This window comes from Methylococcus sp. EFPC2 (genome assembly GCF_016925495.1).
GTDB lineage: Bacteria > Pseudomonadota > Gammaproteobacteria > Methylococcales > Methylococcaceae > EFPC2.
This window is the reverse complement of record NZ_CP070491.1, coordinates 190,604-204,839: the sequence shown is the minus strand read 5'-3', so window position 1 is coordinate 204,839 and position 14,236 is coordinate 190,604. Positions and strand designations below refer to the sequence as shown.

Below are 14,236 nucleotides of genomic sequence, written 5' to 3'. Positions count from 1 at the left end.
ACGCCATCTCTTGCATTGAATCAGCGGTCCGGCCAAGTTCGCCGGAACTCAGTGCCTGGGAACAACGGGCAGACTGAACGGCAACATTACTTAAGCCAGGGTCCCATTTTCCAGGGCCAGTTCTGATCAGCATGGCACCCCTTAATTTCGCAGGAATCTGGTTGCAAGCCAGCTTCGCCATCCAGGTTAGCGCGCCGATAAAACAACCGTTGTTGTCGGGCGCATTGGGCATGGACGTGGACCAAATCCGCCAGCCGTCAGGCAAACTGCTCAGACTGGTGATCGAATCCCCAGCCGCCAGAGGAGGCTCGGCGCCACGCTCCGCACTCATCGGAATGGCCATGACCGGCTGGATACTATAGCTGGGCGCTGGCGGCCTGCCGCTCACATTCGGTACTTATCAAGGACGAGGCGACACGTTAAGACTATCCTTTCCGGCAAGTCCGACCGTAAACGACGCGCGGGCGGCGTTCCGCGCTTGACCCCGAACACATTGATGGAGACACCGCGATGATGGAATCCACGCCCAAAGACATGACGCGCCCGGCGGATTTGGTCATGCATGGCAAAGGCACCGGGCCCGTGCGCAAACAGCGTCCGATCTATCAGGATTTGCTTCCTCCCTGCAACAACGCCTGCCCGGCGGGCGAAAACATCCAGGCCTGGCTTGCGCTGGCGCAGGCCGGCCAGTACGAGCGGGCCTGGCGCGAATTGGTGCGCAACAACCCGCTGCCAGCGGTGCACGGCCGGGTTTGTTATCACCCCTGCGAGAGCCAGTGCAATCGCAAACAGGTGGACAGCCCGGTCAGCATTCATGCCGTCGAACGTTTCCTCGGCGACCTGGCCCTGAAAGAGAACTGGACCATTCAGCCCGATGCGCCGCCCAGCGGCAAGCGCGTGCTGGTGGTGGGCGCCGGCCCCAGCGGACTTTCCGCCGCCTATCATTTGACCCGACTGGGGCACCAGGTCGAAATTTTCGAGGCCGGTCCGATGGCCGGCGGAATGATGCATTTCGGCATTCCGGCCTATCGGCTGCCGCGCGAGGAGTTGGATCAGGAGGTTCGGCGCATCCAGAACATGGGGGTCAAGATCCGGCTCAACCACAAGGTTCAGGACGTCCTGGCGGAAAAGGAAAATGGCCGCTTTGATGCGGTGTTCGTCGCCATCGGCGCCCATCTCAGCAAGCGGGTGGATATTCCGGCGCGGGATGCGGGCAAGATACTGGATGCGGTCAGTTTTCTACGGCAAGCGGCGTCCGGCGACGCCCCTTCGATCGGTCGCCGGGTGGCGATCTACGGCGGAGGCAACACGGCCATGGACGCCGCGCGCACCGCCAAGCGCCTCGGTGCCGAGGAGGCGTTGATCATCTACCGGCGCGACCGGGCGCACATGCCCGCCCATGCCTTCGAGGCCGACGAGGCCATCGAGGAAGGCGTCAAGATCAACTGGCTTAGGTCCATCAAGGAGATCGACGAGACCCATATCCAGGTCGAGGTCATGAAGGTCAACGCCGAGGGTTATCCCGAACCCACCGGCCAGTTCGAGACCCTGGAAGCCGACGCGCTGATCCTGGCCCTGGGCCAGGAAACCGACTCCGCATTCCTGCAAAACGTGCCGGATATCCAGTTCAAGCGGGACGGGGTCGTGGAAGTGGACGCCAACATGATGACCGGCCATGCCGGGATTTTTGCCGGCGGCGACATGGTGCCCAGCGAACGCACCGTCACGGTGGCCGTCGGCCACGGCAAGAAGGCCGCCCGCCATATCGATGCGTATTTGAAAGGCGGAGCCTACGTCAAGGCGCCTAAGCACGACCTGGTGGGCTTCGACAAGCTGCACATGTGGTATCTCACCGAGGCCGGGCAGCGTCTGCAGGAATCACTGGACCCGGAAAAACGCGCTTATGGCTTCGCCGAAGTGGTCAAGGGACTCGGCGAAGCGGAAGCACAATACGAGGCCAAGCGCTGTTTTTCCTGCGGCAATTGCTTCGAATGCGACGGCTGCTACGGCAGTTGCCCCGAGCAGGCCATCGTCAAGCTCGGCCCCGGTCAGCGCTATCGTTACGATTACGACAAGTGCACCGGATGCGCGGTCTGCTACGAGCAGTGCCCCTGCCATGCCATCGAGATGATCCCAGAACCTGGAGTTTAAGCCATGAACGCGGCTAAGGTTACAACCCTGGAAGGCAACGAGGCGGTCGCCTACATCGCCTATCGCATCAACGAAATCTGCGCCATCTATCCGATCACGCCGTCCTCCACCATGGCCGAACTGGCCGACCAATGGGCGTCCGAGGGCAAGACCAATATCTGGGGCAACATCCCGCTGGTGGTCGAGATGCAGAGCGAGGGCGGCGCCGCGGGGGCGGTGCACGGAGCGCTGCAGACCGGCGCACTGACCACTTCGTTCACCGCCTCGCAGGGACTGCTGCTGATGATCCCCAACATGTACAAGATCGCCGGGGAACTGACACCCATGGTCCTGCACGTGGCGGCCCGCTCGCTGGCGGCCCAGGGATTGTCGATTTTCGGCGATCATTCCGACGTCGCCGCGGTGCGCAACACCGGCTTCGCCCAACTGGCGTCCAGTTCGGTCCAGGAGGGCCACGACATGGCGCTGCTGGCCCAGGCCGCCAGCCTGGAGGCTCGTATCCCCTTCGTCCACTTTTTCGACGGTTTCCGCACGTCCCATGAGGTCAACAAGCTCTACTTGATAGCCGACGAACACATCCGCGCGATGATGGCTTCGGAACAAGTCCGGGCCCATCGGGGCCGGGGGCTCAATCCAGACAACCCCTTCATCCGCGGCACCGCGCAAAACCCCGATATCTATTTTCAGGCGCGGGAAACGGTCAACCCCTTTTATGCCAGGCTGCCGGCGATCCTGCAGGCCAAGATGGACCGGTTCGCCGAATTGACCGGCCGGCAATACCATTTGTTCGACTATTTCGGCCATCCGGAAGCCGAGCGGGTGGCGGTCATCATCGGTTCCGGCGGGCAAACCCTGCGCGAGACCGTGGATTACCTGCAGCAGCGGGGCGAAAAAGTCGGCGTGATCCTCGTGCGGCTGTGCCTGCCGTTTTCCGCGGAGCATTTCCTGGGCGCGTTGCCCGCCACGGTTAAAGCCATCGCGGTGCTGGATCGAACCAAGGCACCGGGCGCGACCGGCGAACCCTTATACGGCGACGTGATCACCAGCCTAACCGAAGCCTACAGCAACAGCCTGCTCCCGACACTGCCGCGGGTCGTCGGCGGCCGCTACGGCTTGTCGTCCAAGGAGTTCACCCCGGCCATGGCCAAGGCCGTGCTGGACGAGTTGCAGAAAGACACACCGAAGAATCACTTCACCGTCGGCATCCAGGACGACGTTTCGCTGACCAGCCTGGAGTTCGATCCCGGCTTCGACATCGAACCCGACGACGTGGTGCGCGCCCTGTTCATCGGTCTGGGCGCCGACGGCACCGTCGGGGCCAACAAGAACAGCATCAAGATCATCGGCGAATCGACACCGCTCCACGCCCAGGGTTATTTCGTCTACGACTCCAAGAAATCGGGTTCGCGCACGGTCTCTCACGTGCGATTCGGACCCAAGCCCATCCTGTCGCCTTATCTGATCCAGTCAGCCAGTTTCATCGGCTGCCACCAGTTCGTCTTCGCGGAGAAGATGAATGTCCTGGAATCGGCCCGGCAGGGCGCCACCTTTCTGTTGGACAGCCCTTATGGTCCCGAAGAGGTCTGGGATCATCTGCCCCATCCCTTGCAGCAGCAGATCATCGACAAAGGGATAGCCTTTTACGTGATCAACGCCACCCAGGTGGCGCGGGAAACCGGCATGGGCAACCGCACCAACACCATCATGCAGACCTGCTTCTTCGCCATCTCCGGGGTGTTGCCGCGGGATGAGGCCATCGCGAAGATCAAACAGTCGATCCAGAAGACCTACGGCAAGAAAGGCGAAGACGTCGTCCAAAAGAATTTCATCGCCGTCGATCAGACCTTGGCACAGCTTTACCGGGTCGAGGTTCCGTCGCAAGCGAGCAGCCGTGTGGAACTGCCGCCGACCGTACCCAGGGAGGCTCCGGATTTCGTGCAGACGGTGACCGCGCCGATGATGGCCGGTGCCGGCGACCGCTTGCCGGTGTCCCTGCTGCCCATAGACGGCACCTATCCCAGCGGCACGACGAAATGGGAGAAGCGCAACATTTCCGCCTACGTGCCGGTTTGGGAGCCGGACATCTGCATCCAGTGCGGCAACTGCAGTTTCGTTTGTCCGCACAGCGTGATCCGTTCCAAGTTTTACCCGCAGTCCCAGTTAGAACGGGCGCCGGAAGGCTACAAGTCGGCGCCTATCAGCGCCCGCGGTTTTCCCGAGACGCGCTACACCCTGCAGGTCTATCTGGAGGATTGCACCGGCTGCGGCTTGTGCGTGGAGGTCTGCCCCGCCAAGAGTTTGCAACAATCCGGCGTCAAGGCCATCAACATGAAGCCCAAGGAACCCATCCTGCAGCAGGAGCGGGCCAACATCGGGTTTTTCGAACAAATTCCGGTCAACGACCGCTCCAAGGTCGACTTTTCCTCGGTGCGCGGCGCGCAATTTCTCGAACCCCTGTTCGAGTTCTCCGGCGCCTGCGCCGGATGCGGAGAAACTCCCTACGTTCGCTTGTTGTCGCAGTTGTTCGGCGATCGCTTGATCATGGCCAACGCCACGGGCTGTTCGTCCATTTACGGCGGCAACCTACCCACCACCCCATGGACCAAGAACGCGGAAGGCAGGGGTCCGGCCTGGTCCAACTCGCTGTTCGAGGACAACGCCGAATTCGGCTTGGGCTTCCGGCTCGCCGCCGACAAGCATCTCGCCCTGGCCCGCGAACTGGTTAAGGAACTAAAAGACTACATCGGCGCGGATCTGGTAGCCGAACTGCTCGAAGCGCCGCAGGTGACCGAATCGGAAATCCGCCTGCAGCGCATCCGGGTGGCGCATCTCAAGGCCGCCCTGATCGGCTTGGACAATGAAAAAGCCAGGGATCTGCTGTCGGTGGCCGATCAACTGGTCCGCCGCAGCATCTGGATCATGGGCGGCGACGGCTGGGCCTACGACATCGGCTCGTCCGGCGTCGACCATGTGCTGGCCAGCGGCCGCAACGTGAACATCCTGGTGCTGGATACCGAGGTCTATTCCAACACCGGCGGGCAGATGTCCAAGTCGACTCCCCTCGGCGCGGTGGCCAAGTTCGCCGCCGCGGGCAAGCCGGTGGCCAAGAAGGACCTGGCGCTGCAGGCGATTTCCTACGGCAGTGTCTATGTCGCCCGCGTCGCCATGGGCGCCAACCCGCAGCAGACGCTTTTGGCCTTGCGCGAGGCGGAAGCCTACCCCGGCACCTCCCTGGTGCTGGCGTACAGCCACTGCATCGCCCACGGCATCAACATGCAGCACGGTTTGAAGCAGCAGGATCTGGCGGTCGCCAGCGGGCATTGGCCGCTGATACGCTACAACCCCACGCTGCGCCAGACCGACCGCAACCCCTTCGTGCTCGACTCGCCCAGGCCGACCATCAAGCTGAAGGACTACGCCTTCAACGAACTGCGTTACAAGATGCTGTCCCGCGTGCACCCGGAAGAAAGCCAACACCTGATGCAACTGGCGCAGCAGGTGGTCGACCAGAAATGGGAGATCTACGAAGAGATGGCGGCCGGGGACGGCAAGCGATTTCATCCCGATGCCACCCTCAAGAGCCGACAATAAGGAGGCGTTATGGACCTGACTACCAATTACATGGGTCTCGAACTGCGGCATCCCATCGTCGCGTCCTCGTCGCCCTTGTCCGGAACCCTGGACGGCATCAAGCGGCTCGAAGATAGCGGCGCCGCGGCGGTGGTGATGACTTCGCTGTTCGAAGAACAGATACGCCACGAAAACGAATCGTACTCCTACCTGGTGGAATCGGGCGCCCAGAGTTTCGCCGAATCGCTGAGCTATTTTCCCGATTTCGACGCCTACCCGGTCGGTCCCGACAACTATCTCAACATCCTCAGACTGGCTTCGGAATCGACCGATATCCCCGTCATCGCCAGCCTCAACTGCGTCACCGGCCAGGGCTGGATCGACTACGCCAGGCAAATGCAGGAAGCCGGAGCCAAAGGCATCGAACTGAACATCTATTCGGTGGAGGCCGACCTGGACGTCTCGGGGGCGGAGGTGGAACAGCGTTATCTGGATATCGTCAGAGCGGTGAAAGCCACCGTCGAGATTCCCATCGCCCTCAAGCTGAGCCCTTTCTTCAGCTCCATGGGCCACATGGCGAAAAGTCTGGCCGCCGCCGGTGCCGATGCCCTGGTGTTGTTCAACCGCTTCTATCAGCCGGACATCGACATCGTCGACCTGGAAGTCGCCCCTACGCTCAGTCTGAGTTCAGCTGGCGAAATCCGCCTGCCACTGCTCTGGATCGCACTGCTGCACGGCAAGATCAATGCCTCGCTCGGCGCCACCCGTGGCGTGGAGAGACCGGATGAGGTCATCAAATACCTGCTGGCGGGGGCCGACGTGGTGATGACCACCTCATCCCTCCTGCGCAATGGCCCGGCTCACCTCGGCACCCTGCTCGACGGCCTGAAACACTGGATGGAAACCCGGGGGTTTGCCTCCGTTTCCACGCTGAGGGGAAGCATGAGTCACGACAAGATTACCAATCCCGGTGCCTTCGAACGCGCAAATTACATACGCGTCCTGGAGAGCTACAAGAGCCCCTACGTGTAGTCGCCATGTTCACAGGCTATCTTTTCGCCGGCGCCATCACCCATAATCGGCGCATGCCGGAAACACCCAGATGAACGAAAACGACTACGTGACTTCAGCAGTCGGCGTGCGCCTGCCACGCATACTCTACGGCACCGCCTGGAAGGAGGAGCGCACGGCGGGACTGGTGGAACAGGCCGTCACGCTCGGCTTTCGCGGCATAGACACGGCTTGCCAGCCCAAGCATTACAACGAAGCCGGCGTCGGCGAAGGACTGGCTCGCTGCTTCGCCAAGGGCTTGCGCCGGGAAGACGTTTACCTGCAAAGCAAGTTCACGCCGCTGCAAGGCCAGGACCCCGAACGCGTTCCTTACGATCCCAAGGCGCGCCTGGCCGACCAGGTTGCACAATCCTTCGAGACCTCGCTGCGCAATCTCCGGACCGATCACTTGGACGGCCTGGTGTTGCATTCGCCGCTGGCGGACGAAGCATCGTTGATGGAAGTCTGGGGAGCCCTGGAGGCGGTATGCAAGAGCGGCGGCGCCCGGCAGATCGGCATCAGCAATTGCTACGCCCTGGAAACACTCACACGGCTGTACGACCTGGCCGAGGTCAAACCCGCCCTGATACAGAACCGCTTTTATGCCGACACCGGCTACGATCGCGAGATACGTCGCTTCTGCCGACAAAAAGGTCTGATCTACCAGAGCTTCTGGACCTTGACGGCCAACCCCAAGGTTCTCGCCGGCGAGACTCTGCAGAACCTGGCGAACAAATACGCGCGCTCGGCCGCGCAAGTTTTCTACCGCTATCTGACGCTGACCGATATCATTCCCTTGAGCGGAACCACCCGCGCACAGCACATGCAAGACGATCTGGCGATTTTCGACTTCGAGCTGACACCGGCCGAATGCGCGAGCGTGGGCCGGCTGCTTGACCGGGAGCCGGCGGCCGCTTCCTGAGCCGATACGGAAGCGGAAGCCCGCGCCAGCCGCCTTAAATGGCCGAGATTCCAAACTCGCGCTTTTTAATCCTCATCCGCGCGAGTAAAATTGCCGGCCACATTTGCGGCCGCCCGATGGGCGGGCCACATCCACCACCAGCGCCAACGCCCAAGGTATAGCCCTCATGTTTGACAATCTGACCGAACGCTTAAACGACAGCCTACGCAAGATCCGCGGCCAGGGCCGTCTGACCGAAGCCAACATCCAGGACACCTTGCGCGAAGTGCGCACGGCGCTGCTGGAAGCCGACGTTGCCCTGCCGGTGGTCAAGGATTTTATCGAACACGTCAAGGATCGCGCCCTGGGCCAGGAAGTGGAAAAGAGTCTGACGCCAGGCCAGGCCATGGTGAAGATCGTCCATGAGGAACTGAAGAACATCATGGGCGTCTCGCTGGAAAAGCTGAACCTCGCCTGTCAGCCGCCCGCGGTGATCCTGATGGCCGGCCTGCAGGGTGCGGGCAAGACCACCACGGTCGCCAAGCTGGCCAAATGGCTGAAGGAGAACGAGCGCAAGTCGGTCGTGGTCACCTCCGCCGACGTCTACCGCCCGGCCGCGATCGAACAGCTCAAGACCCTCGCCGGCGAGGTCAAGGCCGATTTCTTTCCCAGCGAAGCCTCGCAAAAGCCGGTGGACATCGCGCTGGACGCCATCGCCTACGCGCGCAAGAAATACGCCGACGTACTCATCGTCGACACCGCCGGTCGTCTGCACATCGACGAGGAGATGATGGTCGAGATCAAGGACGTCCATGCCGCCATCAAGCCCATCGAGACCTTGTTCGTGGTCGACAGCATGACCGGCCAGGACGCCGCCAACACCGCCAAGGCCTTCCACGACGCCCTGCCTTTGACCGGCGTGATCCTCACCAAGACCGACGGCGACGCCCGCGGCGGTGCGGCCCTGTCCATCCGTCACATCACCGGCAAACCGATCAAGTTCATGGGCGTGGGCGAAAAGACCGCCAACCTGGAATTGTTCCATCCCGACCGCCTGGCCTCCCGCATCCTCGGCATGGGCGACGTGCTCAGCCTCATCGAGGACGTCGAGCGCAAGATGGACAAGGAAAAGGCCGAGAAGCTGGCCAAGAAGATCCAGAAGGGCAAGACCTTCAACCTGGAGGACTACCGCGACCAGCTCAACCAGCTCAAGGCCATGGGCGGCGTGATGGCCATGATGAACAAGCTGCCGGGTGTGGCCACCCTGCCCCAGCACGTGAAGGACAAGGTCAACGAGAAGGAATTGTTCCAGCAGCTCGCCATGATCGACTCCATGACGCCCAAGGAAAGGCTGGATCCCGAGTTGCTCAATAACTCGCGCAAGAACCGCATCGCCCATGGCTCGGGCACCGACATCCAGGAGCTCAACAAGATGCTCAAGCAGTTCGAGCAGATGCAGAAGCTCATGAAGAAATTCAAGAAAGGCAACATCATGAACATGATGCGCGGCCTGAAGGGGCAGATCGGCCGGCCGCAGATGCCGATGTGATCACCCGGCGTGGGGCACCCGCACCGGGCGGTCGCCCCGCTTTGCACATCGCCGGGAAAGGCTAGCCGAGCATGCCGCGCTGAACGATGAAGTCGGCGATCGCCGGCAGGCCCTCCCCCGTTTTCAGGTTGGAAAACACGAAAGGCCGCTCGCCGCGCATCTTGCGCGCATCCCGCTCCATCACTTCCAATGAAGCGCCCACATGCGGCGCCAGATCAGTCTTGTTGATCACCAACAGATCCGAGCGCGTGATGCCCGGCCCGCCCTTGCGCGGTATTTTGTCCCCCGCCGACACGTCGATCACGTAAATGGTCAGATCGGCCAGTTCCGGGCTGAAGGTGGCGCTCAGATTGTCGCCGCCGCTCTCCACCAGCACGAAGTCCAAGTCCGGGAACCGCTCGCATAGCTCGTCCACCGCGGCCAGATTCATGGACGCATCCTCGCGGATGGCGGTGTGCGGGCACCCGCCGGTTTCCACACCCACGATCCGCTCCTCGGGCAAGGCTTGGCTGCGGATGAGGAATTGCTGGTCTTCCTTGGTGTAGATATCGTTGGTCACCACGGCAAGCTGGTAGCGTTCGCGCATGGACTTGCACAAGGCGTCCACCAGGGCCGTCTTGCCCGAGCCCACCGGACCGCCGACCCCCACTCTCAACACGTTGTTTTGCGTAGCCATAGATACTCGTCTCAGGATCGGAACAAGCGGGAATATTGGAATGCGTGGCGGCTGCCGGCGATGGCCAGCAGCGGGCTGGACCCGCCGATCTCCTCGTCGGACAGGTTTGCCGCCTGCGCGACCGCCTGAGGGATGCGCGCGGCGATGCGGATCAGCAGGCGCTGACCCGCCGTCTGACCCAGGGGCACCAGCTTGATGGCGCACAACACCTGATTTTCCAGCCAGCCCCAGCCGTAGCCGGTCAGGACATCGGCGCGGGAAATGCTCCAGGTCACCCCGGCGAGGGCGAACAGCGTGGCGAGGCAGGCTTGCGGATGACGTATCCAGTCCTCGGCCCGCGTCACGCCCAGACCGCCGAGCACGCGCGCCAAGGCCTGCCCGGTCTGCCGGTCTTCCAAACGCAGCTCCTCGGTCTCGCGGCAGGCACCCAGTATGGCCGACCAATGCGCGACCCGCTCGCCATCGTCCTCTTTCCAGGCATCATAGAGCCGGGCCAGAACCGGCAGGTCGGTCCGTGCCAAACAAGCCTCCAGCAAGCCCTCCAGCCACTCGGCCAGTGCGGCTTCGTCGGCCAGCCAGCCGTCTTCCACCGCCTTTTCCTGGCCTTGCGAATAGCTGTACATGCCGATGGGCAGCGCCGGACTGACCAGCTGCATCAGCCGTAGCAGAGGCAGCCCGGCCGACATGGGTTCGTCAATGCCCATGGCCGCCGTGGGCGTAGGCGCCCGCTTCCGGTTCGAACGGGGCCTGCTCCGATTCGACCACCAAGCCCATGCCGCACAGCATGCCGTCGAGCACGTGGTCACGCAGGTAGCGTAACTCGCCCTCCAGGATTTGCAGCGGCACGTGACGGTTGCCCAGGTGATAGCAGGCGCGGGCGAACAGCAAGGCATCGTCGCTGCGGGCCACCGAGAGCGGCTCCGGCGCGGCCACGACCCGTACCACCTCGCCGCCCGGTCCGGTGAGCATGTCGCCGCCGCGCAGTACCGTGCCGCGGGGAAGAAACAAACCCACGTTAGCGCCACCGTCCAGCTTCGCCAGCAAGCGGCTCTTCTGCCGGGCGTCGTAGGGCAGCGTCAGCGTGTCGGTCGGTACCGCGCCGGCCGGCGCGAATTCGGTGAGGCTGGTCATGACACGGCCGTCGTTCAAAACAGAAAGTACCGCTGCGCCAAAGGCAGCTCGGTAGCCGGCTCGCAGATCAGCAACTCGCCGTCGGCCCGCACCTGGTAGGTTTGCGAGTCCACCTCGATATGAGGCAGATAGTTATTGTGGATCAGATCGCGCTTGCCGATGCGGCGGGTGTTGCCGACCACGCCTATGCCTTTTTTCAGGCCCAGTTGCGCCGGCACGCTCGCCTCGACGGCCGCTTTCGACAGGAAACTCAGCGAGGTCGCGTGGCGCGCACCGCCCAAGGCTCCGAACATGGGCTGGTAATGCACCGGCTGGGGCGTCGGGATCGAGGCGTTGGGATCGCCCATGGGCGCGGCAGCGATCATTCCGCCTTTGATGATGAGGCTGGGCTTGACCGCGAAGAAGGCCGGCGACCACAGCACCAGATCGGCCAGCTTGCCGACTTCCACCGACCCCACCTCGTGCGCGATGCCGTGGGTGATTGCCGGGTTGATGGTGTATTTGGCGATGTAGCGCTTGGCGCGGAAGTTGTCAGCACCCTCACCCCCAACCCCTCTCCCAGCGGCGGAAGGGGGCGAGAGATGGCCGCGCTGCTGCTTCATCTTGTGCGCGGTCTGCCAGGTGCGGATGATGACTTCGCCCACCCGGCCCATGGCCTGGGAATCCGAGGAAATCATCGAGAACGCGCCCAGGTCGTGGAGGATGTCTTCCGCCGCGATGGTTTCCCGGCGTATGCGCGATTCCGCGAAAGCGACGTCCTCCGGTATGCCCGGATCCAGATGGTGGCAGACCATCAACATGTCCAGATGTTCGTCCACCGTATTGACCGTGTAGGGCCGGGTCGGATTGGTCGAGGACGGCAACACATTGGCCTCGCCGCAAGCCTTGATGATGTCCGGAGCGTGTCCGCCGCCCGCCCCTTCGGTATGGTAGGTGTGGATGGCCCGCCCCTTGAAGGCGGCAAAGCTGTCTTCGACGAAGCCGGACTCGTTGAGCGTATCGGTGTGGATGGCCACCTGCACGTCGTAGTGGTCGGCCACGTTCAGGCAGCAGTCGATGGCCGCCGGCGTGGTGCCCCAGTCTTCGTGCAGCTTCAGCCCCATGGCGCCGGCTTCGAGCTGTTCGCGCAAGGCCTCCGGCTGGCTGGCGTTGCCCTTGCCGAGCAAGCCGATATTCATGGGCAGGTCTTCCGCGGCTTGCAGCATGCGGCGGATATTCCAGGGGCCCGGGGTGCAGGTCGTCGCGTTCGTACCGGTGGCCGGCCCCGTGCCACCGCCCAGCATCGTGGTCACGCCGGACATCAGCGCCGCTTCCACCTGCTGCGGACAAATGAAATGGATGTGCGAGTCTATGCCGCCGGCCGTGACGATTTTACCTTCGCCGGCGATCACTTCGGTGCCCGGCCCGATGACGATGTTCACGCCCGGCTGCACATCCGGATTGCCCGCCTTGCCGATGGCGTGTATGCGACCCGCCCGGATGCCGATGTCCGCCTTGACGATGCCCCAGTGGTCCAGGATCAGCGCGTTGGTGATGACCGTATCCACCGCGCCGCCGGTATTGGTGATCTGGCTCTGACCCATGCCGTCGCGGATCACCTTGCCGCCGCCGAACTTGACCTCGTCGCCGTAGACGGTGCGGTCGGCCTCCACCTCGATGATCAGGCCGGTGTCGGCCAGCCGGACCCGGTCGCCGGTCGTGGGCCCAAACATTTCCGCGTAAGCGCTGCGGCCGATGCGGCTCATGACGGCGTCTCCAGGCTGCCCATCACTTTCTGCTGGAAGCCGAAAACCTGCCGCCGGCCGGCATAGGCCACCAGCGTCACCTCACGCTCCTGCCCCGGCTCGAAACGCACCGCGGTGCCGGCCGGGATGTCCAGCCGGAAACCGCGGCTGGCTTCGCGGTCGAAATGCAGCGCGGCGTTGGTTTCGTAGAAGTGGTAGTGCGAACCGACCTGTATGGGACGGTCGCCGGTGTTGGCCACGGTCACGCTGACCCGTTCGCGGCCTTGGTTCAGTTCGATCTCGCCTTCCGCGGGGAAAATTTCGCCGGGTATCATGGCCTGGCCCTCAGACGATGGGTTCGTGGACGGTCACCAGCTTGGTGCCGTCGGGAAACGTGGCTTCGACCTGCACGTCCGGGATGAGCTCGGGCACGCCCTCCATCACGTCCTCGCGGCTCAGCAGGGTACGGCCGTGATTCATCAGTTCCGCCACGCTCATACCGTCGCGCGCCCCTTCCAGGATGGCCGCAGTGATGAAAGCCACCGCCTCCGGATGGTTCAGCTTCAAGCCCCTGGCCTTGCGCCGCTCGGCCAGTAAGGCCGCGGTGAAGATGAGGAGCTTGTCTTTTTCTCTGGGGGTTAATTGCATGATTCGATCTCAAGTCGCCCAAATACGCGGCCAACACACCTCCCGCCCCATGACCCAGGGCCGGACCACCCGCCAGGTTTCGCAGAAGGTCCGCCGCAGGGGCGCCATGCGATACCCGATGCCTCGCATCACCAGCAAGCCGTCGAGCAGGGTGACGCCCAGCTCCCTATCGTCCGCGATCAGCGCCTGGACGGCGTCCAGGCCCTCGCACGGAAAGGGATAGGCCAGCATCGTCGCCATCATGGGCCGTCCGGCCAGGCCCCAGTTTTCTCGGGCGAAACGACCGTCTGCCGCGAAATTCTCCAACAGCAGCGGCCGGCCTTCCAGAAAAATCCGCAAGCGGAAATCGGCTTGTCCGCGCCGATAAACCTCACCCGAAGCCGGCCGGCCCAGCGAGACGAAATCCCAGCCGACGTAGCGGCTGCGCGGCGACAAGTCCACCCGCAGGGATGCGGCGAGCGCCGCGCCGTCGAATACGATGGTTTCCTGCGGCAGCCATTCGAGCGCGGCATCGTCGGCGACCGACAAGGCGACCTTCTGCCGGGCCAGCCGTCCGTCGCTGCGATAAAATTTGCCCGCCGCCGGCGTGGTGAGCAAGGCATGGGCACCGGGCTGCGCGACCGCTTCGATAGACAATTCATCCCCGCCGGCCACGCCGCCCGGCGGATGCAGCAGGTAGACGTGGGCCACCGTCCCTTCCGGATAAAATGGACGCTGCACCAGCAAGGGTCCGCGATGGGCACGCCGGACCAAGGCCGTACGCCCCGCACGCGGCGCGAATTCCAGACGCAGCTCCGCCCGCCAACTCCCGGCCTCGCTCGTCACTAGCCCGCACC

General features: G+C 63.2%; 12 protein-coding genes. 5 read left to right on the top strand and 7 right to left on the bottom strand.

All coding sequences use genetic code 11. The features are described from left to right. Nucleotides 1–510 precede the first annotated feature (510 nt). The 5 genes from JWZ97_RS00855 to ffh all read left to right on the top strand — a co-directional run bounded on the left by JWZ97_RS00855 (nucleotide 511) and on the right by ffh (nucleotide 9,221). Nucleotides 511–2,151, top strand: coding sequence for an NAD(P)-binding protein (locus tag JWZ97_RS00855; RefSeq protein WP_240342418.1), 1,641 nt, complete (start codon nucleotides 511–513; stop codon nucleotides 2,149–2,151). Between the two features lie 3 nt (nucleotides 2,152–2,154). Further along, nucleotides 2,155–5,742, top strand: coding sequence for a pyruvate:ferredoxin (flavodoxin) oxidoreductase (nifJ, locus tag JWZ97_RS00850; protein WP_205432697.1), 3,588 nt, complete (start codon nucleotides 2,155–2,157; stop codon nucleotides 5,740–5,742). A gap of 9 nt (nucleotides 5,743–5,751) precedes the next feature. Then, complete coding sequence (locus JWZ97_RS00845) at nucleotides 5,752–6,753, top strand: dihydroorotate dehydrogenase-like protein (protein WP_205432695.1); 1,002 nt, start codon at nucleotides 5,752–5,754, stop codon at nucleotides 6,751–6,753. A gap of 70 nt (nucleotides 6,754–6,823) precedes the next feature. Beyond that, complete coding sequence (locus tag JWZ97_RS00840) at nucleotides 6,824–7,693, top strand: aldo/keto reductase (RefSeq protein ID WP_205432693.1); 870 nt, start codon at nucleotides 6,824–6,826, stop codon at nucleotides 7,691–7,693. A gap of 166 nt (nucleotides 7,694–7,859) precedes the next feature. Continuing rightward, on the top strand, nucleotides 7,860–9,221 hold the full coding sequence (gene ffh / locus JWZ97_RS00835; RefSeq protein WP_205432691.1) for a signal recognition particle protein: 1,362 nt from the start codon (nucleotides 7,860–7,862) through the stop codon (nucleotides 9,219–9,221). 61 nt (nucleotides 9,222–9,282) lie between these two features. On the opposite strand, the gene ureG is transcribed toward ffh, so the two are convergent. The 7 genes from ureG to JWZ97_RS00800 are packed head-to-tail and all read right to left on the bottom strand — an operon-like array spanning nucleotide 9,283 to nucleotide 14,225. After that, nucleotides 9,283–9,897, bottom strand: a complete 615-nt coding sequence (gene ureG / locus JWZ97_RS00830; protein ID WP_205432689.1) for an urease accessory protein UreG — start codon at nucleotides 9,895–9,897, stop codon at nucleotides 9,283–9,285. 11 nt (nucleotides 9,898–9,908) lie between these two features. After that, nucleotides 9,909–10,601, bottom strand: coding sequence for an urease accessory protein UreF (locus JWZ97_RS00825; RefSeq protein ID WP_240342417.1), 693 nt, complete (start codon nucleotides 10,599–10,601; stop codon nucleotides 9,909–9,911). Continuing rightward, nucleotides 10,591–11,028, bottom strand: a complete 438-nt coding sequence (gene ureE / locus JWZ97_RS00820) for an urease accessory protein UreE (protein WP_205432687.1) — start codon at nucleotides 11,026–11,028, stop codon at nucleotides 10,591–10,593. The genes JWZ97_RS00825 and ureE overlap by 11 nt, the downstream gene beginning before the upstream one ends. Before the next feature lie 14 nt (nucleotides 11,029–11,042). After that, nucleotides 11,043–12,773, bottom strand: coding sequence for an urease subunit alpha (gene ureC / locus JWZ97_RS00815; protein WP_205432686.1), 1,731 nt, complete (start codon nucleotides 12,771–12,773; stop codon nucleotides 11,043–11,045). Further along, nucleotides 12,770–13,087 carry an urease subunit beta gene (locus JWZ97_RS00810; RefSeq protein WP_205432681.1) on the bottom strand — a complete coding sequence of 106 codons (318 nt, stop codon included), beginning with the start codon at nucleotides 13,085–13,087 and terminating at the stop codon, nucleotides 12,770–12,772. Before JWZ97_RS00810 ends, ureC begins: the two co-directional genes overlap by 4 nt. A 10-nt stretch (nucleotides 13,088–13,097) precedes the next feature. Continuing rightward, nucleotides 13,098–13,400, bottom strand: coding sequence for an urease subunit gamma (locus JWZ97_RS00805; protein ID WP_205432678.1), 303 nt, complete (start codon nucleotides 13,398–13,400; stop codon nucleotides 13,098–13,100). A gap of 9 nt (nucleotides 13,401–13,409) precedes the next feature. Then, nucleotides 13,410–14,225, bottom strand: coding sequence for an urease accessory protein UreD (locus JWZ97_RS00800; RefSeq protein ID WP_240342416.1), 816 nt, complete (start codon nucleotides 14,223–14,225; stop codon nucleotides 13,410–13,412). Nucleotides 14,226–14,236: the final 11 nt, after the last annotated feature.

Bases quoted from the DNA above. Each gene is read 5' to 3' on its own strand.
- JWZ97_RS00855 (WP_240342418.1), top strand. From the start codon at position 511: ATGATGGAATCCACGCCCAAAGACATGACGCGCCCGGCGGATTTGGTC.
- nifJ (WP_205432697.1), top strand. From the start codon at position 2,155: ATGAACGCGGCTAAGGTTACAACCCTGGAAGGCAACGAGGCGGTCGCC.
- JWZ97_RS00845 (WP_205432695.1), top strand. From the start codon at position 5,752: ATGGACCTGACTACCAATTACATGGGTCTCGAACTGCGGCATCCCATC.
- JWZ97_RS00840 (WP_205432693.1), top strand. From the start codon at position 6,824: ATGAACGAAAACGACTACGTGACTTCAGCAGTCGGCGTGCGCCTGCCA.
- ffh (WP_205432691.1), top strand. From the start codon at position 7,860: ATGTTTGACAATCTGACCGAACGCTTAAACGACAGCCTACGCAAGATC.
- ureG (WP_205432689.1), bottom strand. From the start codon at position 9,897: ATGGCTACGCAAAACAACGTGTTGAGAGTGGGGGTCGGCGGTCCGGTG.
- JWZ97_RS00825 (WP_240342417.1), bottom strand. From the start codon at position 10,601: ATGGGCATTGACGAACCCATGTCGGCCGGGCTGCCTCTGCTACGGCTG.
- ureE (WP_205432687.1), bottom strand. From the start codon at position 11,028: ATGACCAGCCTCACCGAATTCGCGCCGGCCGGCGCGGTACCGACCGAC.
- ureC (WP_205432686.1), bottom strand. From the start codon at position 12,773: ATGAGCCGCATCGGCCGCAGCGCTTACGCGGAAATGTTTGGGCCCACG.
- JWZ97_RS00810 (WP_205432681.1), bottom strand. From the start codon at position 13,087: ATGATACCCGGCGAAATTTTCCCCGCGGAAGGCGAGATCGAACTGAAC.
- JWZ97_RS00805 (WP_205432678.1), bottom strand. From the start codon at position 13,400: ATGCAATTAACCCCCAGAGAAAAAGACAAGCTCCTCATCTTCACCGCG.